This window comes from Sulfurovum indicum (genome assembly GCF_014931715.1).
GTDB lineage: Bacteria > Campylobacterota > Campylobacteria > Campylobacterales > Sulfurovaceae > Sulfurovum > Sulfurovum indicum.
The window spans coordinates 1,813,554-1,840,325 of the sequence record NZ_CP063164.1 but is presented as its reverse complement, the minus strand read 5'-3'; the positions used below and the strand labels follow the sequence as shown (position 1 = coordinate 1,840,325).

Genomic DNA, 26,772 nt, shown 5'->3' with positions numbered 1-26,772 from the left:
AAACTTTTGTTTCAAGTAATAAAAGCAATGCAAGAGCATTGCATACAGCCATTCCTCATTCCTCATTCCTCATTCCTCATTATTTAGATGGCTTGCACAAAAGAGCTGAGGATCTCTTTTTTATTACCGCCAAAGTTGATGAGCAGTTTGTACTCTTTCCCCGACTTGTTGGCAGCCTGAACACGCCCTATGCCGAAGATCTTATGCTTGACCAGGTCCCCTTTTTTGAAAGCGGCCTGTTTGGTGATCTTGAGTGAAGCATCCTGAATGAGACCTGCTTCGCCAAGGAAGCGGCTTTTATCTATCATTTTACGACGGCCTTTGTAGAAGCGGCTGTCGACATAACAGAGGGTAAGGTCTGATTTTGCCCGGGTGATGGCTACATAGCCCAGACGACGCTCTTCTTCCATATTGCATCCTTCTCCAAGCAGCGGAAAGAACTCCTCTTCCATACCGATAACAAATAGATGTTCAAACTCTAATCCTTTTGCCGCATGAATACTCATGATGGTAATGGCATCCTCTTCGATCTGATCCTGATCACTTTGCAGTGAGATGTCGTTAAGGAATTCATCAAGGGTCAGGTCCGGATTCTTGCCAACCGCATCCCTGAAGTATCCATAGAACTCATCAATGTTCATGATGCGGTCAAAACCGTCGACCATTCCGGCATAATGGTCTTTGAGTTTGATACGCTCTTCAAAAAGGTTAATAAAGTTTCCAAAATTGTTTTTGATCTCCTCCTGGAGTATGTTGATATCCTCGACCAGCTGCTTCAAAGCAGCAGCTACCTTCTTACTGATGACCACAGGTTGTGTGCCTTCGACACTCTGCCTGATATACTCATACAGTGAGAGGTGTGTATCAAAAGCTGCTTTTTGCAGTTTTTCAATGGAAGCCTTTCCTATACCGCGTTTGGGTTTGTTGATGATACGCAGCAGGGAGAAGTCATCATGGGGATTGGCAAGTACTCTGAAGTAGGAGATGATATCTTTAACCTCTGCGCGTTCATAGAACCGCATACCGCCAATAAGTTTGAAGTTAAGCCCCTCTTTGGAAAAACCCTCCTCCAGAGAACGTGACAGTGCATTGATACGGTAAAGTACAGCGATCTCATCGGGGTCACATCCTTTCTCAAGAAGTTCTTTTATCTGATGGGCGATCGCTTTTGCTTCCATTGATTCGTCAAGAGAGTGGAGCAGTTTGACATCAGGACCTTCTCCCTTATGGGAAACCAGTCTCTTTCCAAGACGGGTAGAGTTATGTTCTATGAGTGTATTGGCCGCTTTCAGGATGGGTTCGGTCGAGCGGTAGTTGGTTTCAAGCTTGACTGTTTTACATACTTTAAAGTTATCGGCAAATTCCAGAATGTTTCTGATATTTGCTCCTCGCCAGCCGTAGATACTCTGGTCATCATCCCCTACGACACAGAGATTTTCGTGCTCTGATGCAAGCAGCTCAAGCAGGCGGAACTGAAGCTCATTGGTATCCTGATACTCATCGACCATGATATATCTGTAGCGGTTGCTGGTCTCACGTCTAAGTTCCTGGTCGCTTTCAAGTATCTGATAGGTCAGCATCAGAAGATCGTCAAAGTCGACCAGGTTGTTCTCAATAATATTTTCCTGGTATTTTTCATAAATTCTGGCAACTTTTTTGTAGTCAGGCAGTTCTGCCTTTTGAATGACTACCTCCGGTGTCAGCAGGGAATTTTTGTATTTTGAGATCTCTGAAGCAATGAAAGAGAGGTTCAAGTCGATCTTGAGGTTTTTGGCAATATTTCTTAAAAGTCGTTTTTTGTCATCGCTGTCGATAATAACGAAACTGTTATTGCGTCCCAGTTTTTCAATATGAAACTTGAGAAAAAGCAGGCCAAACTTATGAAAAGTACATAAAAGAGGGGGGTAGGATACTTTTGTGGGCATCAGCTTAAGTGCCCGCTCACGCATTTCTGCTGCAGCTTTATTGGTAAAGGTGAGGGTAAGGGTATTGGCAGGATCGATACCTACCTCTCCTACAAGATAGGCCAGTCGTGTTGTTAATGTTTTGGTTTTACCGCTTCCTGCTCCGGCAAGGATGAGCATTGCACCATCGATGTGTTCAACCGCTTCACGTTGTGAGGGGTTAAGGCTTTTAAGTATCTCTTCCATCTCGTATATAATACTCCTCTAGATACTCTTATTATATCGAGATATTTATTAAAAAGGTGTCTTGACGCCTATGTATAAGAAAAATGAATTTGATTGAAAACAATAAGGTTAACTTATGTCGAATTAAGTATAATTTGATATAATACCTTTAATTTAATTTTACTATGCATAGTATACAAAGGAAAATGAATGTTAAAAGATTTTGTGAAACTCGAAACGTTTTTGACCGTTGCACGTGAAAGAAGCTTCTCCAGAGCATCAGCAAAACTGGGTATCTCCCAGCCTGCAGTCACACAACAGATCAAGTTCATTGAAAAGTATCTCGGTGTCAAGATCATTGAAAGAAAGAAGAACGGTATCAAGTTGACCGCAGAAGGAGATGAGCTTTATAAGATCGCAACACGTCTTGAAAAAGAGATTCATGCTGCCGAGAAAGATATATTGAAGATCATCAACAAAGAGATGACATTCCGTCTCGGGGCTTCCTACACTATCGGAACCTATGTTATCCCTGGAGAGTGTCTCAATGCTATGGGAGAAGCGATCAACAATGATATCAATCTCAGTATCGATCTGAGTGCCAATATCGTGCAGAAACTCAAAGACAGAAAACTGGATGTTGGACTTATAGAATCGCCTGTTATGGACAATGACCTTATTTACAGAGAGTGGCTGGAAGATGAGCTTGTACTTGTGAGCAATGTTCCTATTCCCAAAACGGTTAAAACAGAAGAGCTTTATGATTTTAAATGGATCTGCCGTGAAGAGTCATCGCATACCAGACGGGTAGTCTCTGAGGTATTTGAAGAACTTGGGGTCTCCTGTAAAAGTTTTGATGTACTCTCTGAAGTAAGTAACACAACTGCTGTACTGCAAACGATCAAACGTGCCAAAAAAGATCCTGAGCATCCGGTTGCTTCGATCATCTCCAAATATGCGATAGCAGATGAAGTAGCCAATGGAGAGCTTTATGAGGCAAGATTGCGCGGATATACTATGACACGCAAGTTTTACATTGTCTACTCCAAAGAGAACAAGCACAATGCCTATGTTGACAAAGTAGTTGATTATATTTTGGCAGGACAGTGTTAGAAGAGGATTTTAAGGTTTCTTTTTTTTAAGAAGTTTTTTGTTCTCAGGGTTGTTCATGAGCGCTTCCATGGAACTCTTTTTTGAGAGTTCCACTTTGGGAGCAGGCTGGGCAAGATTGAAAACGAGGGGATGTTCTCCGACGAAAATCTGTTTGATCGCAAGCAGAGGCATGGTAACTGTCGAACCGAAATTCTCACTTCCAAAACCTGCTTCAAAGCTGAAGTTCTCCCCTTCCAGTTTTGCAGTTTCATAAGTATAGCCACTCAGTACGAACAGTACGGTCTCTTTAAAACTCTCCAGAATATCATCCGGCAGTGCAGGAGTGAAGTCGATATATCTGATCTCGCAGGCAATAGCGAACTCCTGGTCTTTTTCAAAAAGATAGCTGATCGTTTTAGTGATATGTTCCTGCATCAATGTTTTGTACTCTTTGGTCTGGAAGAGGTTAATGGTCATGATCTACTCGCTTTGTCTATTTGATAGTGATATGGTTTAGGATCTTAAATCCTATCATAGCATTCATTAAAGCCACGTGTGTATATGCTTTGAGATCTTTTTTGGTAATGTCTCTGGTCAGCAGGAGACCTTTGTCAAGAAACTTCTTCCTCAACGTCCCCTCAAGCAGAGGTGTTTTGGGTGTGTACCAGCGGCTACCGTCAAAAAAAGCGATATTGGCAATGGTTGTGTCGGTCAGCAGGCCGTCTTTTTCAATGATGATCTCATCTGTATCCGGATTTGCCTCAAGAAGAGCATCCAGGGCTCGCCTGTCAGCATATTTGTAACGGTATTCTATTGAAGAAGGTATGATCTTTAATGTCTCGATTGATTTAGGTACATAGGGAAGATACTCAATACTCTCTATTTTGGTACTATAGATGATACGACAGCGATAGAGGCCCTCTTCGGGCACCTTTATGACCGAAGAGAGATCAATAGGCGAAAGAGTCTGAAAGAGGTCTGCCCGGCTTTTGTTGACACGTGCCTGATGATAAGAGAGGTTCTGTGCTTCTCCCCTTTCTATTTTTATGGTTTCAAGTAAAAGAGGAGACATAACATTAGTTGTCAAACAGCTCGGTTGAGAGATAACGTTCCGCTGTATCGCACAGGATGGTCACTATGGTCTTGCCTTTATTCTCAGGACGCAGTGCAACCTGATAGGCAGCTTCAAGGTTGGCACCGGCTGAGATCCCGATAAGCAGTCCTTCGGTTTTTGCTATTTTTGCTGCCATGGAGAATGCTTCATCATTGGAGATGGCGATTACTTCATCATAGATCTTTGTGTTGAGTATTCCGGGTATGAATCCTGCACCTATCCCCTGTATTTTGTGTGGACCTGCCGGTTTGCCCTCCAGTACGGCAGAGGAGAGAGGCTCTACGGCAACTGCCCTAAGTGTGGCAACTTCCTTTTTGAGTACTTCGGCTGTTCCTGTCAGTGTTCCGCCTGTCCCCACTGCTGCGACAAAAATATCTATCTCCCCTTCTGTATCATTGAGTATTTCCCTGGCTGTTGTCATTCGGTGTATCTGGGGATTGTCAGGATTATTGAACTGTTGCAGTACAATGGCATCATCAAGCTCCCTTGCCAGAGTATCGGCTTTTTCGATAGCACCGTTCATCCCTTCTGCCGCCGGTGTCAATACCAGTTCCGCTCCCAGGTGGCTGAGCAGTTTGCGTCGTTCAATACTCATAGAGTCTGGCATAGTTAGGATCAGTCTGAGTCCTTTTGCTGCACAGATAGCGGCCAAACCTATACCGGTATTGCCGCTGGTAGGCTCGATGATTGTTGTAGTTTGGGTGATCTCACCACGTTCCATCGCGCCATTGATCATATTGTATGCGATCCTGTCTTTAACAGATGAGGTGGGGTTCATAAATTCACATTTGCCCAGGATCGTGGTTCCGGTAGCTTCTGAGAGCGAGTTAATTCTGACTAAAGGGGTGTTTCCTACAAGCTCTTCTATGTTTTGGGCAATCATTGTCTAATCCTTTAATATGATTAAGTATGTTTATATAATAAATATTATTGTTATTATACATGAATATTACTTTTGGCTAAGCAGTTTAAACTCATAATCTTCATCATCATAATATTCTATATCACCGGTTTCCATGTGGTAGTGCCATCCGTGAAGAAAGAGTTTCCCTTCATCGACACGTCTTTTGACCGCAGGATAGGTAAGAAGGTTGTCAAGCTGATGGATCACTGAGACCTTTTCTGTATAACGCAGAAGTTCTTCTTTGGAACTCTCTTTATGGGAGAGAAGGGCAATTTTTTTCGCTGCATGCCCCAGCTCCAGCCATTTGATGGTATGTATATTCTCCGGTGTGGCTTCTATCTCCTTATATAGAGCAGCGATGGCACCGCAATGGGAGTGCCCACAGACGATGATATCTGAAACATCAAGAACGCTGACAGCATACTCGATTGCCGAGGCGGTTGCATGATAGTCCGCATCAGGCCTGAAAGGAGCAACGAAGTTTCCGATGTTTCTGACGATGAAGAGATCTCCGGCTTTGCTTCCGGTAATCATAGCGGGCATGACACGTGAGTCACTGCATCCGATAAAAAGTGCTTTGGGATGCTGTCCATCTTCGATGAGAATCTTAAAACGCTCTTTATTCTCGTTAAATTTTATCTTCTTAAAGTTTTCATGACCTATTTCAAAATCCTCAAGACGTTTATCCATATCTGACCTCCTTGATAGTATAGTTGATGGTTTCGGAAGCATGCATAGGAACGACACCATTGTATTCGGATGGGATATTAAAAGGAGTTCTCTCCAGTATGACCTCTTTTTTTAGAGGGGTAAGACCGTATATGTGCCGGGCATTATCCGAGACAAAGGCTTGCAGGTTTTCCAGCGGAGCATTGTTGGAGACAAAGAGTTCAGCAAGAAGCTGCAGTGCGATGGGTGCGGTAAAGACCCCCGCCGCACAGCCACAGGACTCTTTGGCATGGCGGGGATGGGGTGCGGAGTCGGAGCCGAACATTACTTTTGGATGCGCTGTCAGGGCAACTTTTAGCAGTGCCTCTCTGTCTTCAGGACGCTTTGCAATGGGTTTGCAGAAAAGATGGGGCTGCAGCATCCCTCCGGCGACATCGTCAAGTGTTATCATGAGATGGTGTACCGTGATCGTGGCATAGAGGTTTTCAAAACGATCGAGTGCAGCGACACTCTCTTTGGTGGTAATATGTTCCATGATGATCTTGAGGTTTGGGAAAGCGGTTGCCAGTTTTTCATAGATAGATACAAACTCCGCCTCCCTGTCCATAACAAAACCGTTTGTCTCTCCATGGATACAGAGCGGGATGCCCAGGTCACTCATTGCTTCAAGTGCCGGTCGCAGTTCTTCGATATCAAACCCGCTCACTCCTCCTTCGGAGTTGGTAGTAATCCCGGCAGGGTAGAGCTTGATCGCACTGATCTCATCCTTGACACTTTCCAGAAAGGATCTGTTGTAACCGGGTTTAAAAAAGAGGGTCATGTAGGGAATGAATTTCTCATCTCCTACAGCTTCCATGATACGTGCTTTGTAAGCGACAACCTCCTCTTTACTGCTTACCGGCGGTACGAGGTTTGGCATGATAACAGCACCGCTGAATGTTTTGGCAGAGGCTTTGGCGATGTTGTGCAGCATCTCTCCGTCTCTTAAGTGCAGATGCATATCTAATGGAGCATTAAGTGTGATTTGGGTGGTTGCTGGCATGGAAATCCTTTATAAGATAGTAGCGTGAGCGGCTTGCATCTTTGGGGACAAGCCAATAATTAACTCTGATTTTGCCACAAAAATCATTAATATCGAGTGATTTTGTCATTGTTGGGGGTATAAAATATACCACAGGATAGTCTATCCCCCCGGGAAAAAGCTGATTGCAGCGTAAAATACGCAATGCACTTGCAGTCAATGCATGGTGTGGGCTGTTGAACTCAAACTGCCATTTGGCATATTCCGAGCAGCTGGGATAGTAGCGGCAGTTTGCAGGAAACATTCTGGAGATATACTGATACCCTTTGATAGGCATGATAAAGAACTTTTTGAATCTCATGGTGTAACCACACTCCCTTTTTGAATGATATAGGATGGCGACATATTGACCGCATGGTAGATAGTGGTCCCATACTTTTTGGAATAGTATTGTAACAGGAGTCTCTGTAAAGTCGGTTCGATGGAGGGGGTGAACCATCCATTGTTGCTCAGGACGATCATATTTTCAGGATTTCCTTCATAAAGAATTTCACTGGTTGCTTCAAAACAGATGGCATTTCGGTAGGTTTTCCCATCTATAGTGTAGTCGACTATTTTGTTGCTTGCCTTGTAGTCAACGGCATTGTCATAAAAGAGTTTGTTGATCCACTCACTGAGAAAGTCGGGAAGAGGATTGGCCTCACCGAAAGGAACAAGGAGAGTCTTATTGGCAACAGTCACTTTGCTGTCACGTGTGAAAACATAGGTGGAGTTGCGAGGTGTTTCTCCGTCCCAGTAAAGTGCACCGGTAACGATATTGATCTTTTTGGCATGCATTTGGAGTTTGTCTATTAATGTTTCTGCCCGATTTAAAAAAACCGGGAAGACAGATTCTGGCAGGATTACAAGGCTTTTGTTCTCTTCGACAGCTTCGTCAATATATGAAAAGAGTGCTTTGAACTGGTTTTTGTGCTGTGTTTTGTCCCATTTCTCCTCTACAGGGATCTGCGTAGTGACGATGGCAATTTCTCTATCGATCTCTACAGATGATGCTGTACGGCCAGGCTGATAGGCAAGAAGCAGAAGCAATAAGAAGAGAAGAGTGCGTTTCCAGGCTGTGAGTACCAAAGCAACGAGTATCAGTGCAAATTGCCATTTTTTGATACCAAGGTAACTTTCTGCGAACATTAGTTCAGGTTTGAACCAGTCGAAGGTGAAGGGATGGACATAGCTGAGTACCAGGAGCCCAAGGGCTTTGATACACAGAGTGAACAGTACCCGTTTGTGTCGCCTGGCAGTATTTTCTTCTTCACTGTCGGCTATCGACCATCGGCTGACCGCCAATATCGATATTTTGGCGATCAGCCAAAACAGACATCCGTAAATACCTGCGATCGCCAATTCTACAAATGGGATCGCCCAGACCATGTTGTAGTGTATGAAGCTGAGACCTATCCACCAGAACCAAAAAAGGCCGGTAAAAAATCCACTCCAGAACCAGACCCTTGAACCTGAGACCAAAAGCAGATAAAGTGCCATAAGGGCAGTAATAGTGTTAATGGCAGGGTAGCTGATGCCAAAGTGTGAGAAGTAGATGAATAGTGAACCAAGCAGTGCTATAAAAATACCACATAGAAGTGCAGAAGCAGTATAACGGTTTTGGCAAGAGTTTTCTGCTTTAAAAGTATAAGTATTTGGCAATATGCCTCCTTTTTTGTTCTCTGAACAGCTGGCAGAGATCACTGCTTTTCTACAATATTACTGATCTACGGGTATTTACAGTATATTTGGCAACGCTAATGCATAATTTGGGATAAAGGTGCTAAAATATTGTCTCATTTTATTCATAAAGGATTCCTAATGGAACAACAAGGCAGTATCATCGGATCATTAATGCCACTTTTGATCCTGTTTGCAATTTTCTACTTTCTTATCATCAGACCACAGAATAAACAGCGTAAGGAACATGCTGAAATGCTGGCTGGACTTCAAAAAGGTGACAAGATCATTACGAACGGCGGGTTGATCGCTACGATCGTTAAACCGGAAGAAGATTTTATCAAAATCAAACTAAATGATGAGACGATTGTAAAACTTGACAGAGCATTTGTTGCCAAGAAGGTTGAAGCAGGCAATGAAAACGCTTAATTTCAGAGTTATTCTCTTTGTCTTTGCACTTATTTTCGGAGTGGTCTTCTCCATTCCGTCATTGACGCAGAGCGAGAGTGGGAAGAAGATCACTCTGGGGCTTGACCTTCAGGGTGGACTGCATATGCTTCTTGGTATAAAAAGTGATGTTGCCATCGAATCCCGTACCAAATCGATCGCTGCAAGTATCAAGTATCTTTTCGATGATGAAGAGATCATTTTTGATGATCTGCGTATGGTTGATGGGAAGAAAGTGACTTTTGAACTGCTTGATCAGGACGATGTGGCCAAGGCAAAAGCTCTTTTGAAAAAAGAGATCGAAGGGACTGTACTGTCAGAGAACGGATTGAAGTTCACACTGCAGATGACTCCGGAAGAGATCGAGCGTACGAAGCAAAATGCGATCAAGCAGGCGGTAGATACCATTAGAAACCGTTTGAATGAGTTCGGGCTTGCCGAACCTACTGTTGCCAAACAGGGTGAGGATAAGATCCTGGTAGAGGTTCCGGGTATCAAAACGCAGGAAGACGAACAGCGTATCCGTGAGCTTATTGCCCGTGCGGCACATTTACAGTTAATGGCTGTTGATGAGGAGAGAGCGGCGAGAGTGATGACCATGAACGAGAATGAAGCCAAGAGTTACGGTGATGTTATTCTCTCTGATGTCAATACCAATGAACGCTACCTGCTCCGTCAGATCCCGGTACTTGACGGTTCAATGCTGACTGATGCCAAAGTCGGTTTTGATCAGAATAATCAACCTGTGATCAATTTTACACTCAACGGACAGGGGGCCAAGATATTTGGTGATTTTACTGCCAAAGCGGTTGGCAAGCGTATGGCTGTAGTACTTGATAATAAAGTATACTCTGCACCGGTGATCCGTGAGCGTATCGGTGGCGGGCATGTACAGATCTCCGGTAATTTTAGGCTTGAAGAGGCGCATGACCTGGCCATTGCCCTTCGTTCAGGTGCACTGCTTGCACCGGTTTATGTGATGGAAAAACGCTCTGTCGGGCCAAGTCTTGGAGCTGACAGTATTAAAGCAAGTTCTATGGCTCTGGCGCTGGGTTTCATCCTTGTTGTACTCTTTATGGTACTTTACTATGGTATGGCCGGGGTGATTGCTGATGTAGCGCTGGTTGGGAACCTGTTCCTTATTTTGGCGATCATGTCTCTCTTTGGTGCCACATTGACCCTGCCCGGGATGGCAGGTATTGTTTTGACAGTGGGTATGGCAGTTGATGCCAATGTGATCATCAATGAGCGTATACGGGAACTGCTTCATCAGGGCAAATCAGTCGCCAAATCGATCGAAGACGGGTACAGCAATGCTTTTACTGCTATATGGGATGCGAACGTTACGACGCTGATAGCCGCGACAGTACTGTATGCGTACGGTACAGGCCCTATCAAGGGATTTGCGCTTACCATGAGTATCGGTATTTTGGCATCGATGCTGACGGCAATTGTAGGAACACACGGATTCTATCAGTGGCTACTACCCAAGATCGATAAGAAAAAACTGGGCTTCTGGTTCGGTATCAAAGCAGAGGGAGCAAAGTAATGGAAGTATTCAAGTATAAAAAACCACTCTCTTTGATGAGTCAAAGCAAGCGTTTCGGTTTGCTTTCAGTTGTTGTACTGATCCTTTCTCTGGGACTGATATTTACCAAAGGTTTCAATTACGGTATTGATTTTGCCGGCGGTACACTGGTACAGGTGAAGTATGAAGGCAAGGCACCTATCGATAAAGTGCGTGAGGCTATAAGCAAAGATACAAACTATGAGGGAGCAAGTGTTACCTATTTTGGAAGTGATGATGAGATTGTTATCCGTACCAAGATGAGTTCGAAAGCCCTGGGAGAAGATATTGGTGACAAGATGCGAAAGCTTCTTGCAGGTACCGGTGAATTCAAAGTACGGCGTGTAGATATGGTTGGAGCAAAGGTCGGTTCAGAACTTCGTGAAAAAGGTCTTATGGCAATGGTACTGGCGATCATCGGTATTTTGATCTATGTCTCCTTCCGATTTGAATGGCGCTTTGCCGTAGCTTCCGTGATGGCATTGCTGCATGATGTTACCATCGCTATGGGAGCAGTTGTACTTTTCAGTATTGAAGTAAACCTGGATACACTGGCGGCACTGTTAACTATTCTTGGATACTCATTGAACGATACGATCATTGTCTTTGACCGTATCAGAGAGGGGATCAAGACAATTAAAGATCCGGATCTTGGTACGATCATTGATGAGTCTGTAACACGTACACTTTCCCGTACGACCTTGACATCACTGACTACCTTCTTTGTGGTCTTGACACTCTTCCTTTTTGGCGGAGAGATTATCAAAGGCTTCAGTTTTACACTGCTTGTAGGTGTAATTGTAGGTACCTACTCTTCGATCTTTGTGGCCTCACCGATCCTGATGTGGCTCGGGTTCTCTGTAAGCGATTTTAGAGAAAAAGAGGCTGAAAAACTCAAGAGGGAAAAAGAGAAAGAGAAGATGCGCGCTATGTATGAACAGGGAACACTCTAAACGAAATACGCTTGTTTTGAAATGGGAAGCTAAGAGTGAAGAGTAAAGAGTTATGGTATGCTTTTCTTTGAAAAACTATTTGAATGATGAAGCAGGTTTGCAATATTAAGGAGCAGGTATGCAGTGGGGTAAGGTTTTTTATATCTTCTTTACATTAATGTCATTAACGACATCGGCAGCGTTTTTGTATGAAGACTCATTGGTGGCATTGTTTATAGCCGGATCTGTCAATGTAGTCTCTACGATCATGAAGATCGGGGTAAGGAACACCCTTTCAGCTGAACTGCTTGCAGGTTCACTGGTGGCAGATCTGCACCTGATACCTGCATTTTTTGCTATGAAGTTCTATGATAATATATCGATAGCGACAGGACTTGTTATCGGTGCAGTGGTTGCAAATCTCTATACAATAGTTATCTCCATGATCGAGAGTGCAAAAGAGAAAGTTGACTTTTAAGTCATTCAGGTGCAGCTGTAATGCCATTATGTGAGCCTCAACTCTCCATGCCTGAATTGGATGGGAATGATATTCATGCCAAAAGAATGGAGATCAAGGCATATTTTCAGTATTGCTACAAACGGTATGAGTCTCTGTTTGAGACTATAGCCGATGAAAAGCTCTATTTTCAAAAAGCGGATCCTCTGCGTCAACCGCTTATCTTCTACTACGGGCACACCGCCGTTTTTTTTATTAATAAACTTAAGCTTGCCAAGATCATTGATCAGCGTATTGATCCGTACCTGGAATCTATTTTTGCAGTCGGGGTCGATGAAATGAGCTGGGATGATCTGAATGACCAACACTATAGCTGGCCTACACTTAAGCAGACACAGAAGTATCGCGACAGTGTCTACAACCTGGTATCTGAACTGACAGACAAACTGCCTCTGACACTTCCGATCACATGGGAGTCCCCATGGTGGGTTATTTTGATGGGGATCGAACATGAGAATATCCATCTTGAAACTTCTTCGGTTTTGATACGCCAGTTGCCTCTTGAGGGTGTAGAGAATCTTCCTGCATGGCAGGTCTCTCAGAAGGTCGGCAGTGCACCGGTCAATACGCTTGTTCCTGTACCGTCCGGGAGTGTGCATCTGGGGAAAGTATGGGATGATCATTTTTATGGATGGGACAATGAATATGGCATACACCATGCAAATATTCCTGCATTTAAAGCTTCCAAATATCTGGTATCTAATGCAGAATACTCAGCCTTTATAGAAGAGGGCGGCTATCATAACGATTCTTTCTGGGATGAAGAGGGAAATGCATGGCGAATGTATCAAAAAGCGAACAGACCGAGATTTTGGATAGAGAAAGAGGATGGATACTACCTGCGTACGATGACAGAGGAGATCCCTTTGCCGATGAATTGGCCGGTAGAGGTGAATTGCCTGGAAGCTGAAGCTTTTTGCAGATGGAAAAGTCAAAAAGAGGGCAGATGCATTGTACTTCCGACAGAAGATGAGTATATGCGTTTATATGACTTCAGTCAACTCTCTGGCTGTAAGGGGTTAATAGAAGAAGGGCAGAGTGATAGCAATATTGCATTGACAAAGGCCGCATCATCTACACCGGTAGACTGCTGTCGTCACGGAGATTTTTTTGATATTACCGGAAATGTGTGGCAGTGGACGCGTACACCAATGTATCCTTATGAAGGATTCAAAGTGCATCCTGTGTATGATGATTTTACTGTGCCGACATTTGATGGGAAACACAATCTTATCAAAGGTGGCTCCTGGATAAGTTCAGGGAATTTGGCAGGCAGGAAGAGCCGTTATGCCTTTCGAAAACATTTTTATCAGCATGCAGGATTTCGTTATATAGAGAGTGAATATGAGGAGAAGATCATGACCAATGCCTATACGACCGATGGGGTCATTTCCCAATATTGCCACTTTGGGTGGGGCGAGAACAGGCTGGGAGTTGAGAATTACCCTGCCAAGTGTGCCAGAATGGCACTGGAGTATATGGGCAGCAGACCCAGAAAGAGAGCTTTTGATGTAGGCTGTGCCATAGGGCGCAGCAGTTTTGAACTGGCGCGGGAGTTTGATGAAGTGATCGGAGTAGATTTCTCGGCACGCTTCATTCAGGAGGCACAGCGTTTCAAAGAGAGTGGTGTATTGAGGTATACAATGCCCATCGAAGGGGAATTGGAAGAGTTTCATGAAGTGAGACTGAACCGGTTTGGATTGGAACATGCTTCCAAGAAAGTGAACTTCTGGCAGGCAGATGCCTGTAATCTCAAGCCGATTTTTACCGATTTTGATCTGGTTTTTGCAGGAAACCTTATAGATCGTCTGTATGATCCCCAAAAGTTCCTGGAGTCGATGGCCGGACGTATTAGAAAAGGTGGGCTGCTTGTCCTGACCTCTCCTTATACCTGGCAGGAGGAGTCGACACCCAGAGAGAAATGGATTGGCGGCTACAAAAGAGACGGTGAGAATGTCACTGCACTTCAGGGGCTTGAAGAGATACTAGGAGATGATTTTACACTGCTTGATACTGAGGATATCCCTTTTGTCATTCAGGAGACTGCACGTAAACATCAGTACACGATCGCCCAAATGAGTATTTGGGAGAGGCGATGAATTTTGAGGCTGTTGAGCGCAGCGGTACCTACGCAACCAAATACGAAGATGCCGTATTGAAATTCGATACGGATGATCTACTCCCGTTGTGGGTGGCCGATATGGACCTGGCTTCACCTCTATGTGTACAGGAAGCGCTTAGAAAACGTGCTGATCATCCAGTATATGGGTATACGGGCTACCCGGAACACTATTATGATATGATCATGCAATGGTATGCCAGAGAGTATGACTGGAAAATAAAAAAAGAATGGATCGTGCCCTGTTACGGTGTTGTGCCTTCACTCAATTTCGCAATTGAAGCCTTTTGTGAAAAGGGCGACGGTGTTGTTGTACAGACACCGATCTATCCGCCATTTGTCTCCTCTTTACACCACAGAAAAAGAAAGGTACTTGATAATACCCTGCGGTATCGTGACGGTAGATATGAGATCGATTTTGAGGACTTTGAATCGAAAGCCAAAGAAGCAAAACTCTTTTTGCTCTGTTCGCCGCATAACCCTACAGGAAGAGCATGGAGTGAAGCAGAGCTTGAAAGACTTATTGCGATCTGTATTGAGAATGAAGTGATGATCATCTCCGATGAGATCCATGCGGATATCATCTACAGTAAAACACATAAGAGCATAGGTTGTTTTGAAAAGGCCCTGGAGAAGTGCATCGTATTTAATGCACCCTCCAAAACCTTTAATATAGCAGGACTCAATACCTCTTATGCCATTATCCCCAACAGGCGCATCAGAAGGGTTTATAGACTTGAACAGAACCGTTCAGGCATTACCAATGGGAATCCTTTTGGTATTGAAGCATTGATGGCGGCCTATGAGAACGGTGGAGCATGGCTTGAAAGACTCAGGAAACATTTAGCAGACAATATCGCCTATGTAAACCGTTTTTTGGCAGAACACCATCTGCCCATAAAAGCAGTGAAGACCGAAGCAACTTTCCTCGTCTGGCTTGATTGTTCCGAAATGAAACTCTCACAGGAGAGACTGGTCGACTTTTTTGTGAATCAGGCAAAGTTGGGCTTGAATGACGGTGCAGGTTTTGGCAGAGCCGGAGAGGGATTTATGCGTTTGAATGTTGGTACATCTTTGAAAGTAATTGAAGAGGCAATGTCCAGACTGCTGCAAGCCTACAGGAAGATGCATTGAAACGGCTTGTACTTTTTTTTATGTTTGCCAGTTATTGGATATATGCACTTCCTGGCGGTATTGAAACAGCAATCAAGCGTTCCGGAATTCCAAAAAAAGATATCAGTCTCTATATTAAAGAGGCAGGGGAGAGTAACACAATAGTGGCATCATTGAATGCGTCAGAGACAAGAACTCCTGCTTCGGTGATCAAAGTATTTACTGCCTATTCCGCGGTTTTGGAACTGGGGTTTGAGTACCGGTGGCCGACACAGTTCTATATTCACGGAAGACTTAAGAACGGTGTATTGCAAGGTGATCTTGTCGTAAAAGGGTTTGGAGATCCCACTTTTGGGACAGATGATCTTGATGATATTATTACAGAGATCCAAACCAAAGGGATACGGAAGATAACAGGTAACATCGTGATAGACAGAAGCTACTTCAAAGTAGGTACAAAGAACAGTTCCAAATTCGATGAGAATCCCTACAGCCCCTATAATGCAATGCCAGATGCGATGATGTTCAATGAACGTGTCAGCACTATTTGTGTAGAGCCGAAAAAGAATACTGTAACCAAAAAAGATCCAGATGGCAGCTATATCATCCGTAATCAGCTTCAACGTGTGAACAAACCTTGTCGAGGAAAGTACTCCTGGCCCCGAGTGACAGTGGATGATTCCAAAGCTGTTTCTGAAGTATGGATCAAGGGAAAGATCTCAAAGCGCTGCGGTAAACGAACTATCTGTCAGGTGGTCACACAGCCGTATAAGTCATTCTATTATCTCCTGAAAGATGCATTAGAGAAGGCCGGTATAGAGTTCCATGGCGGTATGCGTCTGCGAAAAGTACCAAAAGATGCAAAGATACTCTTTATACACTACTCTCCACCTTTGGAGAAGATCATCTCCAAAACATCAAAAAAGTCCAACAACCTTTATGCAAGACATCTGCTGCTCTTTTTGGGGGCAAAGCTTCATGGAGCACCTGCAACAGTCGACAAGGGAAGAGGGGCTGTTATACAGATACTCAGGGAACAGGGTGTTCCAATCAGCGGAATGGTCAAGATCGACAATGGCAGCGGGCTTTCACGCAGCGCCAAGATCAATGCAAAGAGTCTGGCAGCGATGCTTGACCATGCCTATGAACGTTATGGGCAAAGATGGATGAATACACTTTCGGTCGCAGGGGTTGACGGGACGATCAAAAAACGTTTCAGGGGTACGATCGTTCGAAACAGGGCATGGATGAAGACAGGGACACTCAGGCGTGTCAAGAACATTGCCGGGTATGTCAAAAGCAGGAAAGGCAGATACTATACCGCAGTGATCATTATCAATACGAAGCATGCCAAGTGGAAAGCTGCAAAACTTCAGGACAATATTATTCAATGGCTGGTCCAGTATAACGGGAAAGCCGGTGTCTCCGGCAGAAGATCCAAATCTGATGCACTCATTGTATCAAATGCCGTAAAAAAGAATTCAGCCAACAGACAATCTGCACCCTCCCGCAGGAGAAAGCTCTACTATATACAAACCGGCTCCTTTTCCCGCTCTCCAGGAAAAGCATATCTATCAAAGATCAAGAGGCTGCATTTTTCATATCTTATCCGAAACGGCCCGAACTATAAAGTATTGATAGGGCCTTTTGGCAGTGAGGCTGCAGCCAGAGATGCATTGAAAAAAATACGCTCAACTGTCAATCATGGGGCTTTCCTGATAAAAGAGAGCGATCCAAAAAAATAATCCATGCGATATAGAGTTGTAAGAGTACTTCCGATCTTCCTTTTACAGGTATCTTGTTTTTCAAAGTTTTAACCCCAACTTCGATATAATATCCCAAAAAATCAGGCGATCCATGAACTTTGAAACCTATCCTTTCGAGAAGCTCAACAATCTTCTTGAGAATGTCCTTCCCAACAGTGACTATACTCCTTTGTCTCTGACGATAGGAGAACCGCAGTTTACGACTCCACAGTTTATTCTTGATGCACTCAATGAACATGCACCACTGTTGAACAAATATCCAAAAACTTCCGGTGAACAGCTACTCAGAGAGGGGATGCTCTCTTATCTCAAAAACCGTTTTTCACTGACACTGGAGAATGCACAGCTCATCCCGACTTTTGGAACCAGGGAAGTACTGTTCAACTTTCCGCAGTTCCTTCTACATGATATTGAAGCACCATTGATGGTCTTTCCCAATCCTTTTTACCAGATCTACGAAGGGGCAGCAAAGGCGAGCAGGGCAGAGGTGGTCTATCTAAACCTCAATGAGAACAACCATTTCCAGCCGGTGGTCGATGAGAAGGTATTGGCAGAAGCCAATCTTGTGATACTGAACTCACCGAACAACCCTACCTCTTCCACTATGCATATGGAGCAGATGAAAGAGTGGGTGGAACTGGCGCTCAAATATGACTTTGTACTGCTGAATGATGAGTGTTATGCCGATCTCTATCTGAACGAACCCGTTCCTTCTCTGCTTAATGCCAGCATCGAAGCAGGTAACCCCGGGTTCAAGAATGTACTGGTAGTCAACTCCATCTCCAAACGCTCCTCGGCACCGGGACTGCGTTCCGGGTTCATTGCAGGGGATGCAGCGATACTTAAAGAGTATATGGTTTACCGAACCTATGTGGGTTGTGCTTCACCTCTGCCTCTGCAGTATGCAGCGGCGGTCGCATGGGCGGACCAGACACATGTGGACGGTTTTAGAGAGAAATACAAAAAGAACTTTGAGATCGCCAAAGAGGTACTTGGTACGGAAGCTCCCGACGCGACATTCTACATCTGGCTGAAGGTTGATGACGAGATAGACTATACCGTCAAACTCTACGAATGTTTCAACCTCAAAGTGATCCCCGGATCTTTCCTTGGCAGAGAAGGAGAAGGCAAAGGGTATGTGCGTCTGGCTCTTGTCTATGAGGAAGAGAAGACGAGAGAAGCGCTTGAACGTATTGCTGCATTGAATGAAGAGTTGGGAAGTAAGAAGTAAGTATTGTACGGCAATGCTTTTATTTTGTAATAAAGGAAAGTAATGAAACAAACAACTGAGCCAATAGGCGAAGCTTTAGTGAGAGGAATTCTGACCGGGCTTTGCTCAGGCAGAAGGAGATAATAATGGAAATGCCTGAAATTCATGTAGAGGAGCTCAAGAAAGACCCTGAATTCCTCGCTAATATAGAGAGACTGGAAAAAGAGTGTAAAGACGAGGAGAGTGTGCATAAGGGGTATCAACTGCTTGATGCTCAGCTGGTCATCGAAGCACCTGAAGATGAGATCAATGAGATCTTCACCTTTATTGTCAACACAGCATTTGACAAACTGGCAACTTACCTGACAGAGCACAGGAGCTTCAATGTTGTTACCAACGAAGAGGAGCGTGCCATTGCCAGAGCCATCTATGAGCATGCCATTCAGCGTTACAGTGAAAAGGACAAGAAAGGTGCGAAGGAGATGTTCCTTGTTCTTTACCACACGATTGACTACGATGAACTCAAAGATGCAATGATGGTACATGCAGCAGCGGTAATGTCCGGTATGGAGTTCGATGACTTCATAGAGAATCTTGTGGATGTCAAGGATATCGATCCGCACGATCCGTTGGCATTCTTTATCCAGACCTTTGTCCAGCCGACAGATATTTTACTGACGATGTATAAAAAATATGTGCAGCAGGGGAAAGAGGAGTTAAAGGTTTTGGAAGAAGATAAGAACGTATAGCGTTTTTGGATGATAGTGACAGTTGAACGTGACAGAGGGAAGGCAAGGTGTGCTGCACACCTTTGAAGGAGGAAGAATGAAAATACACTTTATAGGTATTGGCGGTATCGGTCTTTCGGCACTGGCAAAATTTTTGTACAATGACGGGCACAAGATCTCCGGTTCGGATATCAAGCAGACAGAGATCACCAATGACCTGGCAACCAACTTCAATGCCAAGATCACCATCCCCCACCATGAAGATGCGGTTGAAGGTGTGGACAGGGTTATCTACTCTGCAGCAGTACGTCCGAATAACCCCGAATATAAACGGGCCCGTGAACTTGGTATTGAACTGCTCTCAAGAAAAGAGGCACTGAAGTTCATTTTAGGTGATAAAGTGGTGTATGCTGTGGGTGGTGCACACGGTAAAAGTACAACCTCTGCGATGCTTGCTTCTCTCCTTCCCAAATCCAATGCACTGATCGGAGCGATCTCCAAAGAGTTTGGTTCCAACGTACGGAATTATCCCAATAACAAAGTGGTTTTTGAAGCGGATGAAAGTGATGAGAGTTTCCTTAACTCCAATCCATATCTTGCCATCGTGACCAATGTCGAACCTGAACACATGGAATATTACGGATATGATGAAGAGCGCTTCTATAATGCCTATAGAAATTTTCTTTCATTGGCAAAAGTACGTGTCATCAATGCAGAGGATAAATTTCTCTCCTCCCTCGAAATGGAGAGTATCAAGCTCTATCCCTCCAAAGACCTGAGCAATATCGAATTCGTGCTGCTAGGAGGAGAACCGCATACACGGTTTACCTTCAAGGAGTTTGGCAGTTTCGAGGTCTTTGGTTTCGGTGAACACATTGCACTTGATGCGGCGTTGGCTATCCTGGCCGGATTGGAGCTCGGAGAGGACCTGGAGACACTTAGAGCGAATCTGCGCAACTACAAAGGGATCAAAAAACGTTTTGACATCGTGCAGAATCAGCAGCAGATGGTGGTCATAGATGACTACGGGCATCATCCAACCGAGATCAAGGTGACGATGCAGTCACTGCAGAACTATAAAGAGCTGCGAGGTTTCCACAAGCTCAATGTGATCTGGCAGCCGCATAAGTACACACGTACCATCGACAACCTTCCGGGATTTGTCGAGTGCTTCGAAGGGGTGGATGAACTGGTTATCCTGCCTATCTGGTCAGCGGGCGAACTGGAAGTAGATATCGATCTGAAAGGAGCGTTCAGCCGATATAAACTTCTGATGGCAGATGTGGTAACGAAAGAGGACAGTGTAGTAAAGGTCTTCAAGGACGGGAAAGTGATCCGTGAATATGCCCAAGGTCTTGTGTGCGCATTTGGGGCGGGAGATATTACCTACCAGATACGGGGAGAGGCCTAAAGGAGAGAGAGGCTGTTTCCTACAGATGTGCCATGCATGAGAGATTTTCATGTTTCAGGCAGGATCAGGAGAGAGAGTTCTATTACTCCCCCATCAAATAACCCGAAAGTTTGAGAGAACGAGACGAGGTGAGATGTACGTGAAAAAATATGAAGGACTACCCGTAGGTAATTCAAAGATTTTTTTGCGTGCAGGTCGCCTCGTCTCGTTCTCCCCGAAGGGTGTAGCACTTTCGCCCATACTCCACGTTAGATTTTCTTGAATTCACTTTGGCGAGTCCTGCAAAAATCTGCCTTGATTATGAACGAAATTGCAGCATCAAACATTCGGGTTATTTAATGGGGGAGTAATAATTTCCTATCCACCCCTCTGTCACAAGATGTTCATAGACCTTCGTGGCCATCTTTTTATATCCTGAAGCGTTGGGATGTATATAGTCACTTTTGAGTGATGGGTCTTCCAGTATTTCTGAGAGAACACCACTTAGCAGAGAGGTACCGGTCTCCTCTGCCACCTCTTCATACAGATCCGGATGATCAAGGCCAAAGAGAGTGATAGTGGGTATGGCAATAAGAAGTACATCGCTTCCTTTCTTCTTTGCGAGTATTATCATTGATTTGAGGTTGTTTTTGAGTTGCTGCATGGAAAGTTTTCGTAAAATATCATTCCCTCCGAAACAGAGAATGGTAAGTTTGGGATGATACTGTTCCAGAAGTTCAGGGAGACGACGCAGCCCCTCCGATGAAGTTTCTCCGCTGATGCCGGCATTGATGATAGTCAGGCCACTCTTTTTGGAAAGAAGAAAGGGGTAGCTCTGATCTGCTTTGGCACCGAAACCATAGGTAAGACTGTCCCCGACAGCAAGAACGGTATCGTTTTGTTGAAGGGGTTGTTTGGCGGTGTGTGTTGTTTTTGTCAATGAAAGCACAACTGCGGCAAAAAGCAGTATGATGAGAAGATACTTCATCCCACTCTCTCTATTCTCCTGTTTTTTTCTCTTCTTCAGGCTTTCTGTTCAGTGTTACAGAGGGATTCTCTCCAAACAGATCGGTATAGTAGCGTGAGAAGTGTCCCATATGGGTAAATCCCCATTTATTCGCGATACGTACAATGGTATCGCTTTGAGGGTCAGCATGTATCAGGGTCTGCCGGACATGGTTCAGCTTGATATGGCGCAGGAATCTGTTTGGAGTAAATCCAAAAAGTGACTTGAAAGCATTTTGCAGGGTCTGCTCACTGATTCTGAACTCTTCAGCAAGGGAAGAGATAGTTACTTTTTTACTGATATGGCAGTAGATCCTGTCACGTATCTGCAGAGCGATCTTCTCGCCTTTGGTGAGTTTTGGCTGTGCGGGTGTCTGCTTCTCTAGCAGAATGGAGAGCTGTTCCAGGAGGTGTGTCTCTATCTCTTCCTGCTTTTCTGTGTTTTCCATGATAGAAGGGTTGTTCTTAAAGGATTCAAGTATATCGGAGAGGAAAGTGCTTAAGCGGCTGTCTGTATCTTCAATGGTCTCAAGGTTATGTTTGCTGAGCATCTGGCTCAGTTTTCTGTACGTTTTTTTTGGAAAGCTGATAATAGATATTTTGAGTTTCCGGCTGATAAACAGACTGTAGGATTTTCTATCGTCAAAAAAGACGACCATACCCTTTTTCAGTTTGGTTTGTCCAAAACAGGCTTTGCTCTCCGCTTCCAGGACAACTCCCGCAGAGACTGTGCCCCCAGGCGAGTTGATATCATACAGGATCCCGCCACTGCTTATTACGTAGGTGAGTTGTATATGAGGCAGGAAGATCATAGTGTTCTCCCCTTCACATGCATATGGCAGTAATTTATAAACAGTATCATAGTTCCAATTTGCAGAACTCTTTTTCATCAAGTCCTCATCATTGAATTTCTGATGTATAAATACCTCTTTTTTATGCGTCATACTTCTATTATACCCAAATTTATAAACAATCATTTCGTGATGCTCCTCTTATTTTAAAAGCTTCATAAAAATAGCTGATAAATTAGAGGTACCCTATAGTATAATTCAATTCAATGAATTACAGAAGGAAAACAGTGTCTCAAGAGGTAGGTGAAAAGTCGATCGTACAGAAACTGGATCTGGACGGATATGTCCGTCAGTTCAAGCAGTTTTTCGCACGTGAAAAGTCTGTAGCAATGATGGGAGATATTAATCAGCACTACCGATATATTCAGGCGCTTTCTTCTGTACAGTTCCCCCCGCCGGAGAAGACTCCGAACCTTGACAGAGAACTCAATCTCATTAAAAAACAGGGTGTACTGGCACTGGAAGAGATCTACGCTTTTGTGATAATGGTCTCCTATTTCAACAAGCTAAAGACACTCTCTTTGCCAGAACCGCTCGGTTCGTGGGTACGGCAGATCGAGATCCCCGAAGAGATCATGGAGATCATCGGGTATTTTACTGAAGAGGGGGAGATCAATCCGGAGCGTGATCCTGAACTACTGAGTCTTGAACGTGCCATCAAGCGTAACAAGTCGGAGATCAAAGAGACACTTTACCGTTTGACACACTCTGCGAAACTCAGAGACTATCTTGTTGATACCCAGGTACACTTACAAAACGGTGAAGAGACACTGTTGGTGCGCGGAGGTTTTAATCATGCCATTAAAGCCACGGTTACAGGGCGCAGTTCGGCAGGTTTTTTTTACATTGTCCCCCAGGCAGTATCCCATCTGAAAGAGAAAGAGGCTGCACTGCTGAGCAACCGCTCGGAGCTGATATGGCGCTATTGCAAGGAGATCTCGGCAACTTTTTTCAGATGGGAGCGTTTTCTTGATTTTATCAATAAAGCCTACGACAGATTTGACCACTACCAGGCACGTGTCAGTTTCGCCAGAGCAAAAGAGTATGAATTCGTGCTTCCGTCAAAGCGCAAAGGAGTTGTACTGCATGACTTCGCCCACCCGGCCATAGAAGATCCGGTACCGGTGAGTATTGATATGTCAAAACCCATTCTGCTTGTTACCGGAGTGAATGCCGGAGGAAAGACTATGCTGCTCAAGTCATTGCTTGCAGCGGTCTATATGAGCAAATATCTTCTTCCGTTCAAGTGTGATGCCGCCCGTACGAAGGTAGGACACTACAAAAGTATCGAAGCAGTCATTGATGATCCTCAGTCGGTCAAAAATGATATTTCAACTTTTGCCGGTCGTATGCAGGAGTTCGCCAAACTCTTCACCAAAGAGGATGCTATTGTCGGTGTGGATGAGATTGAGCTGGGAACCGATTCTGATGAGGCGGCATCTCTCTTTCGTGTCATGCTTGAAGCTTTGAAGAAACGGGGGATCCACTTTGTGGTCACTACCCACCACAAACGTCTGGCGTCTCTGATGGCCAGTGATGATGAGGTGGAACTGGTAGCAGCCCTTTATGATGAGGAGCGGCGGGTGCCGACCTATACATTTCTCCAGGGAAGTATTGGTAAGAGTTACGCTTTTGAGACAGCTCAGCGCTATGGCGTACCTCCTGTCATTGTCGAAGAGGCGAAGAAGGTCTACGGTGAGGACAAGGAGAACCTGAATGAGCTCATAGAGAAGTCGACCTCACTTGAGCGTGAGATGCGTCAGAAGATAGAGAAGATCGATAGTGAGCTTAAAGCAGTCGAGAAGCAGAGACAGAAGCTCATCAATGAAGAAGAACGTCTTAAAGAGCAGCACCGTAAGGCACTGGCAACACTTGAGAACCGCTACAATGCAGCAACAAAGAAGGCACGCGAAGCACTGAAGGCAAAGGAGTCGACCGAAGGGCGGCGTCTGCTCAATGAAGCGCATAAGCGCAAACAGGTAGAGGTGAAAGAGGCCAAGATCAAAGAGAGCAAGCCATTGAAGGAAGGGGACAAGGTTAAATACCGTTCCCACAAAGGTGAACTGCTTTCTATCCGGGGAAAAGATGCCACAATCATTGTGGACGGACTGAAAATGAGGGTACCGCTAAAAGAGTTGAAAAAACGAGAAGAGACACCAAAGCTCAAAGTACCTTCTAAGCCGAAAAAAGCGACCCACCAGGTGGAAAAGAGCGGTGCTTCTGTCTCTGTCAAGCTTCTGGGAATGTATGCGGATGAAGCGATCGATACGGTTGACAAGTTCCTTTCTGATGCACTGGTGAACGGTCTAAGCGAAGTGCAGATCATTCATGGAACAGGAGGCGGGGTCTTGGCAAAGCTGGTAACCGAATATCTTAAAAAACATCCTAAGATCCAGAAGTTCTACCGTATGCCTGGCAATCTGGGTATAACAGTGGTAGAGCTTTAAGGGCACCTCTAATAACCCCATATGCTCATAACATTGCTGGCTTTGTTCTAGGCAAGGCACACTTTACAGACCTAGCCGTAGCTAAGTCGAAAAAGTGTAACGCCGCATAGGGCAAAGCCGGCATTGCCCAAAGGGTGGGCTTTGCAGACGTGATCTTTCACAAGATGCTTCCATCGTCTTAGCTTTGGCTAGGACTTGAAAGCCTCTTGCAAAATCTCACATCTGCAAAACCCATTATGGGCGTATGGGGTTATTAGAGGTGCCCTTAAGGTAATCCCGAACATATAGGAAAAACCAATTACCAGGTATTATCTGTGATTAGAGCTTCTCTTAATGCCAAGTTGGTATAATAGTATGAATAAAACAGAAGGGAGCACTACGTGAGTATTAAAGATGATGTCAAATATGTCAAAACTGAGTTGAGTGGTGATGAGAAAGTGTTGGAGAGTGCCTTTAAGCTGGAGTCGCTTTACAAGAAGTATAAAATTGTTGTCTGGGGAGCAGTCGGAGCTGCTTTGCTTTTCTTTGTAGTGACTACAGGCTGGAGTGCTGTACGGCAATCCAAGCTTGAAGCGGCAAACCAGGCACTTTTGACACTACAGAACAACCCCAATGACACAGAGGCACTTTCTGTATTGAAAGAAAATAATCCGGCGCTCCATGAAGTCTATATATTCTCACAGGCAGCAAAGACAAAAGATATAAAGAGACTTGCCGGTGTCAGTGACAGTAAAAATGATATTATCGCAGATATGAGCAGATATACAGTCGGTGCAATAGAGAAAAAGCCGGTTGACTCAAAACTCTATACAGAACTGGTGTATCTTGAAGAGGCATATATCGAGATCAAAGCCGGAGATATGGAAAAGGCAAAATCCAAATTGGCACTGATCGATGGACGTTCCTCTCTTTCCATGCTGGCAAAACTGCTTGAACATTCCACACTAAAGGGAAAATAGATGAGAACAACTATCCTTCCTCTTCTGGCAGCAGGCGCACTTCTCTTCTCCGGATGTAGTTCCAAACAGTATTTCGAGCCGGAAAACACCTATTCGGCTTCTATGGCCGAAAGCGGATATGGCGGAACCATCATAGATATCAGTCGTGAGGGGGCAACGCTTTCCAATGGACAATATATCGGCAGGAACGGTATTGGCAAGCATGTTCTTGGAGAGGGGTATCGGTTCCTCAGTGAGAGTTCCAGCTATATCCTCGCAGGAGATGATGAAGGTATGCTGAAAGTTATTGACAAGAGTACAGGAGAAACTGTACGTAAGATATCTCTCAGTATGCCTGTTGTAGCTGCAAGTATCAAGAACGGGATGATCGGCTATATCCTCAATAACAATGCCTATGGACTTTATCGTATCAGCGATAACAGAAAGATCATAGAGAATCGCTCAGAACAGACTTTTGCTATCGATACGAGGGCAGCAAGCCCCATATTCATCGATTCACTTGTGGTTATGCCGATGCTGGATGGGAAACTTGTTATCTTTGATGTACGGGACCCCGAAAATGCCAAAGTGGTCTATCTCAGCAGTGACAAGGTATTTAACAATATTGTCTACCTTTCCAGAACGGGAGATACACTGGTCGCAGCAACACCCAAGAAACTGTTGACGCTTGGAAGTGAGGGGGAGTTTGAATACAGAGCAAATATCGCCGAAGTCAATATTGCCGGGAACAATATCTATCTTTTCACCAAAGAGGGAGAGATTATAAAGCTTGACATTATGCTTAAAGAACTCGCGAAGCAGAAGTTCAAGTTCGCACAGTTCTCAGCAGCAGCGGCCGTTGACGGTAAAATCTATGCACTGGATAAACAGGGATCCCTCATTGTCCTTGACAGCGGTCTGACACAATACAAGATCTATGATGTCGGTGAAGTGAAATCTCCGGTATTCATTTCAGGCAGTAAACTCTATAAAGACGGAACGGTCATTCATCTTGATAAACTGGGGTATCAGTAGGCATATCCTATGCGTGATCCGTCAACTGTTTTGGAAGTGTTCGACCAGTCGATTTTAAG

General features: G+C 44.5%; 24 protein-coding genes. 14 read left to right on the top strand and 10 right to left on the bottom strand.

The annotated features are described in order from the left end of the window. Window positions 1-83: 83 nt before the first annotated feature. Window positions 84-2,150, bottom strand: coding sequence for an ATP-dependent helicase (locus IMZ28_RS09045; protein WP_197548284.1), 2,067 nt, complete (start codon window positions 2,148-2,150; stop codon window positions 84-86). Window positions 2,151-2,339: 189 nt separating this feature from the next. Between IMZ28_RS09045 and IMZ28_RS09040 the strand changes: the two genes are divergently transcribed. Next, window positions 2,340-3,242 carry a LysR family transcriptional regulator gene (locus IMZ28_RS09040; protein WP_197548283.1) on the top strand — a complete coding sequence of 301 codons (903 nt, stop codon included), beginning with the start codon at window positions 2,340-2,342 and terminating at the stop codon, window positions 3,240-3,242. A 9-nt stretch (window positions 3,243-3,251) separates the two neighbouring features. Here the strand turns inward: IMZ28_RS09040 and IMZ28_RS09035 are convergent, their stop codons facing one another. The 7 genes from IMZ28_RS09035 to IMZ28_RS09005 all read right to left on the bottom strand — a co-directional run bounded on the left by IMZ28_RS09035 (window position 3,252) and on the right by IMZ28_RS09005 (window position 8,630). After that, a complete protein-coding gene (locus IMZ28_RS09035; protein ID WP_197548282.1) occupies window positions 3,252-3,698 on the bottom strand; it encodes a hypothetical protein in 447 nt (148 codons plus the stop codon). 16 nt (window positions 3,699-3,714) lie between these two features. Further along, window positions 3,715-4,293, bottom strand: coding sequence for an aminotransferase class IV family protein (locus tag IMZ28_RS09030; protein ID WP_197548281.1), 579 nt, complete (start codon window positions 4,291-4,293; stop codon window positions 3,715-3,717). Between the two features lie 4 nt (window positions 4,294-4,297). Beyond that, complete coding sequence (gene cysK / locus IMZ28_RS09025; RefSeq protein ID WP_197548280.1) at window positions 4,298-5,218, bottom strand: cysteine synthase A; 921 nt, start codon at window positions 5,216-5,218, stop codon at window positions 4,298-4,300. Window positions 5,219-5,284: 66 nt separating this feature from the next. Further along, window positions 5,285-5,929, bottom strand: a complete 645-nt coding sequence (locus IMZ28_RS09020; RefSeq protein ID WP_197548279.1) for a carbonic anhydrase — start codon at window positions 5,927-5,929, stop codon at window positions 5,285-5,287. Continuing rightward, window positions 5,922-6,950: a dihydroorotase gene (pyrC, locus tag IMZ28_RS09015; RefSeq protein WP_197548278.1), complete on the bottom strand. Its 1,029-nt coding sequence runs from the start codon at window positions 6,948-6,950 to the stop codon at window positions 5,922-5,924. Before pyrC ends, IMZ28_RS09020 begins: the two co-directional genes overlap by 8 nt. Continuing rightward, complete coding sequence (yidD, locus tag IMZ28_RS09010; RefSeq protein ID WP_197548277.1) at window positions 6,922-7,290, bottom strand: membrane protein insertion efficiency factor YidD; 369 nt, start codon at window positions 7,288-7,290, stop codon at window positions 6,922-6,924. Before yidD ends, pyrC begins: the two co-directional genes overlap by 29 nt. Beyond that, complete coding sequence (locus IMZ28_RS09005; protein ID WP_197548276.1) at window positions 7,287-8,630, bottom strand: apolipoprotein N-acyltransferase; 1,344 nt, start codon at window positions 8,628-8,630, stop codon at window positions 7,287-7,289. Before IMZ28_RS09005 ends, yidD begins: the two co-directional genes overlap by 4 nt. Before the next feature lie 159 nt (window positions 8,631-8,789). Between IMZ28_RS09005 and yajC the strand changes: the two genes are divergently transcribed. The 10 genes from yajC to murC all read left to right on the top strand — a co-directional run bounded on the left by yajC (window position 8,790) and on the right by murC (window position 20,458). After that, complete coding sequence (gene yajC, locus IMZ28_RS09000) at window positions 8,790-9,077, top strand: preprotein translocase subunit YajC (protein WP_197548275.1); 288 nt, start codon at window positions 8,790-8,792, stop codon at window positions 9,075-9,077. Beyond that, window positions 9,064-10,644, top strand: a complete 1,581-nt coding sequence (secD, locus tag IMZ28_RS08995) for a protein translocase subunit SecD (RefSeq protein WP_197548274.1) — start codon at window positions 9,064-9,066, stop codon at window positions 10,642-10,644. Before yajC ends, secD begins: the two co-directional genes overlap by 14 nt. After that, window positions 10,644-11,615: a protein translocase subunit SecF gene (secF, locus tag IMZ28_RS08990; protein ID WP_197548273.1), complete on the top strand. Its 972-nt coding sequence runs from the start codon at window positions 10,644-10,646 to the stop codon at window positions 11,613-11,615. Before secD ends, secF begins: the two co-directional genes overlap by 1 nt. 118 nt (window positions 11,616-11,733) lie before the next feature. Then, a complete protein-coding gene (locus tag IMZ28_RS08985; protein ID WP_197548272.1) occupies window positions 11,734-12,072 on the top strand; it encodes a DUF6394 family protein in 339 nt (112 codons plus the stop codon). Window positions 12,073-12,092: 20 nt separating this feature from the next. Beyond that, complete coding sequence (gene ovoA, locus IMZ28_RS08980) at window positions 12,093-14,210, top strand: 5-histidylcysteine sulfoxide synthase (RefSeq protein WP_197548271.1); 2,118 nt, start codon at window positions 12,093-12,095, stop codon at window positions 14,208-14,210. Next, a complete protein-coding gene (locus tag IMZ28_RS08975) occupies window positions 14,207-15,364 on the top strand; it encodes a MalY/PatB family protein (RefSeq protein ID WP_197548270.1) in 1,158 nt (385 codons plus the stop codon). Before ovoA ends, IMZ28_RS08975 begins: the two co-directional genes overlap by 4 nt. After that, window positions 15,361-17,088 carry a D-alanyl-D-alanine carboxypeptidase/D-alanyl-D-alanine endopeptidase gene (gene dacB, locus IMZ28_RS08970; RefSeq protein WP_197548269.1) on the top strand — a complete coding sequence of 576 codons (1,728 nt, stop codon included), beginning with the start codon at window positions 15,361-15,363 and terminating at the stop codon, window positions 17,086-17,088. Before IMZ28_RS08975 ends, dacB begins: the two co-directional genes overlap by 4 nt. A gap of 112 nt (window positions 17,089-17,200) precedes the next feature. Next, entirely contained in the window at window positions 17,201-18,340 is a 1,140-nt protein-coding gene (locus tag IMZ28_RS08965; protein ID WP_197548268.1) for a succinyldiaminopimelate transaminase, read from the top strand. Between the two features lie 125 nt (window positions 18,341-18,465). Further along, window positions 18,466-19,068, top strand: coding sequence for a hypothetical protein (locus tag IMZ28_RS08960; RefSeq protein WP_197548267.1), 603 nt, complete (start codon window positions 18,466-18,468; stop codon window positions 19,066-19,068). A 76-nt stretch (window positions 19,069-19,144) separates the two neighbouring features. Beyond that, a complete protein-coding gene (gene murC, locus IMZ28_RS08955) occupies window positions 19,145-20,458 on the top strand; it encodes a UDP-N-acetylmuramate--L-alanine ligase (protein ID WP_197548266.1) in 1,314 nt (437 codons plus the stop codon). 331 nt (window positions 20,459-20,789) lie between these two features. On the opposite strand, the gene IMZ28_RS08950 is transcribed toward murC, so the two are convergent. Next, window positions 20,790-21,425 (bottom strand): arylesterase, encoded by a 636-nt coding sequence (locus tag IMZ28_RS08950; RefSeq protein WP_197548265.1) that lies wholly within the window; start codon window positions 21,423-21,425, stop codon window positions 20,790-20,792. 10 nt (window positions 21,426-21,435) lie between these two features. Then, a complete protein-coding gene (locus tag IMZ28_RS08945; protein ID WP_197548264.1) occupies window positions 21,436-22,419 on the bottom strand; it encodes a helix-turn-helix domain-containing protein in 984 nt (327 codons plus the stop codon). Between the two features lie 101 nt (window positions 22,420-22,520). Between IMZ28_RS08945 and IMZ28_RS08940 the strand changes: the two genes are divergently transcribed. The 3 genes from IMZ28_RS08940 to IMZ28_RS08930 all read left to right on the top strand — a co-directional run bounded on the left by IMZ28_RS08940 (window position 22,521) and on the right by IMZ28_RS08930 (window position 26,713). Then, a complete protein-coding gene (locus tag IMZ28_RS08940) occupies window positions 22,521-24,740 on the top strand; it encodes an endonuclease MutS2 (protein ID WP_232087465.1) in 2,220 nt (739 codons plus the stop codon). Between the two features lie 380 nt (window positions 24,741-25,120). Beyond that, window positions 25,121-25,699 carry a hypothetical protein gene (locus tag IMZ28_RS08935; protein ID WP_197548261.1) on the top strand — a complete coding sequence of 193 codons (579 nt, stop codon included), beginning with the start codon at window positions 25,121-25,123 and terminating at the stop codon, window positions 25,697-25,699. Continuing rightward, complete coding sequence (locus IMZ28_RS08930; protein ID WP_197548259.1) at window positions 25,700-26,713, top strand: hypothetical protein; 1,014 nt, start codon at window positions 25,700-25,702, stop codon at window positions 26,711-26,713. The last annotated feature ends 59 nt before the right edge of the window (window positions 26,714-26,772 follow it).

What these genes read in the sequence shown, in the direction of transcription:
- IMZ28_RS09045 (WP_197548284.1), bottom strand. Translation starts at nt 2,150, where the DNA reads ATGGAAGAGATACTTAAAAGCCTTAACCCCTCACAACGTGAAGCGGTT.
- IMZ28_RS09040 (WP_197548283.1), top strand. Translation starts at nt 2,340, where the DNA reads ATGTTAAAAGATTTTGTGAAACTCGAAACGTTTTTGACCGTTGCACGT.
- IMZ28_RS09035 (WP_197548282.1), bottom strand. Translation starts at nt 3,698, where the DNA reads ATGACCATTAACCTCTTCCAGACCAAAGAGTACAAAACATTGATGCAG.
- IMZ28_RS09030 (WP_197548281.1), bottom strand. Translation starts at nt 4,293, where the DNA reads ATGTCTCCTCTTTTACTTGAAACCATAAAAATAGAAAGGGGAGAAGCA.
- cysK (WP_197548280.1), bottom strand. Translation starts at nt 5,218, where the DNA reads ATGATTGCCCAAAACATAGAAGAGCTTGTAGGAAACACCCCTTTAGTC.
- IMZ28_RS09020 (WP_197548279.1), bottom strand. Translation starts at nt 5,929, where the DNA reads ATGGATAAACGTCTTGAGGATTTTGAAATAGGTCATGAAAACTTTAAG.
- pyrC (WP_197548278.1), bottom strand. Translation starts at nt 6,950, where the DNA reads ATGCCAGCAACCACCCAAATCACACTTAATGCTCCATTAGATATGCAT.
- yidD (WP_197548277.1), bottom strand. Translation starts at nt 7,290, where the DNA reads ATGAGATTCAAAAAGTTCTTTATCATGCCTATCAAAGGGTATCAGTAT.
- yajC (WP_197548275.1), top strand. Translation starts at nt 8,790, where the DNA reads ATGGAACAACAAGGCAGTATCATCGGATCATTAATGCCACTTTTGATC.
- secD (WP_197548274.1), top strand. Translation starts at nt 9,064, where the DNA reads ATGAAAACGCTTAATTTCAGAGTTATTCTCTTTGTCTTTGCACTTATT.
- secF (WP_197548273.1), top strand. Translation starts at nt 10,644, where the DNA reads ATGGAAGTATTCAAGTATAAAAAACCACTCTCTTTGATGAGTCAAAGC.
- IMZ28_RS08985 (WP_197548272.1), top strand. Translation starts at nt 11,734, where the DNA reads ATGCAGTGGGGTAAGGTTTTTTATATCTTCTTTACATTAATGTCATTA.
- ovoA (WP_197548271.1), top strand. Translation starts at nt 12,093, where the DNA reads ATGCCATTATGTGAGCCTCAACTCTCCATGCCTGAATTGGATGGGAAT.
- IMZ28_RS08975 (WP_197548270.1), top strand. Translation starts at nt 14,207, where the DNA reads ATGAATTTTGAGGCTGTTGAGCGCAGCGGTACCTACGCAACCAAATAC.
- IMZ28_RS08965 (WP_197548268.1), top strand. Translation starts at nt 17,201, where the DNA reads ATGAACTTTGAAACCTATCCTTTCGAGAAGCTCAACAATCTTCTTGAG.
- IMZ28_RS08960 (WP_197548267.1), top strand. Translation starts at nt 18,466, where the DNA reads ATGGAAATGCCTGAAATTCATGTAGAGGAGCTCAAGAAAGACCCTGAA.
- murC (WP_197548266.1), top strand. Translation starts at nt 19,145, where the DNA reads ATGAAAATACACTTTATAGGTATTGGCGGTATCGGTCTTTCGGCACTG.
- IMZ28_RS08950 (WP_197548265.1), bottom strand. Translation starts at nt 21,425, where the DNA reads ATGAAGTATCTTCTCATCATACTGCTTTTTGCCGCAGTTGTGCTTTCA.
- IMZ28_RS08945 (WP_197548264.1), bottom strand. Translation starts at nt 22,419, where the DNA reads ATGATTGTTTATAAATTTGGGTATAATAGAAGTATGACGCATAAAAAA.
- IMZ28_RS08930 (WP_197548259.1), top strand. Translation starts at nt 25,700, where the DNA reads ATGAGAACAACTATCCTTCCTCTTCTGGCAGCAGGCGCACTTCTCTTC.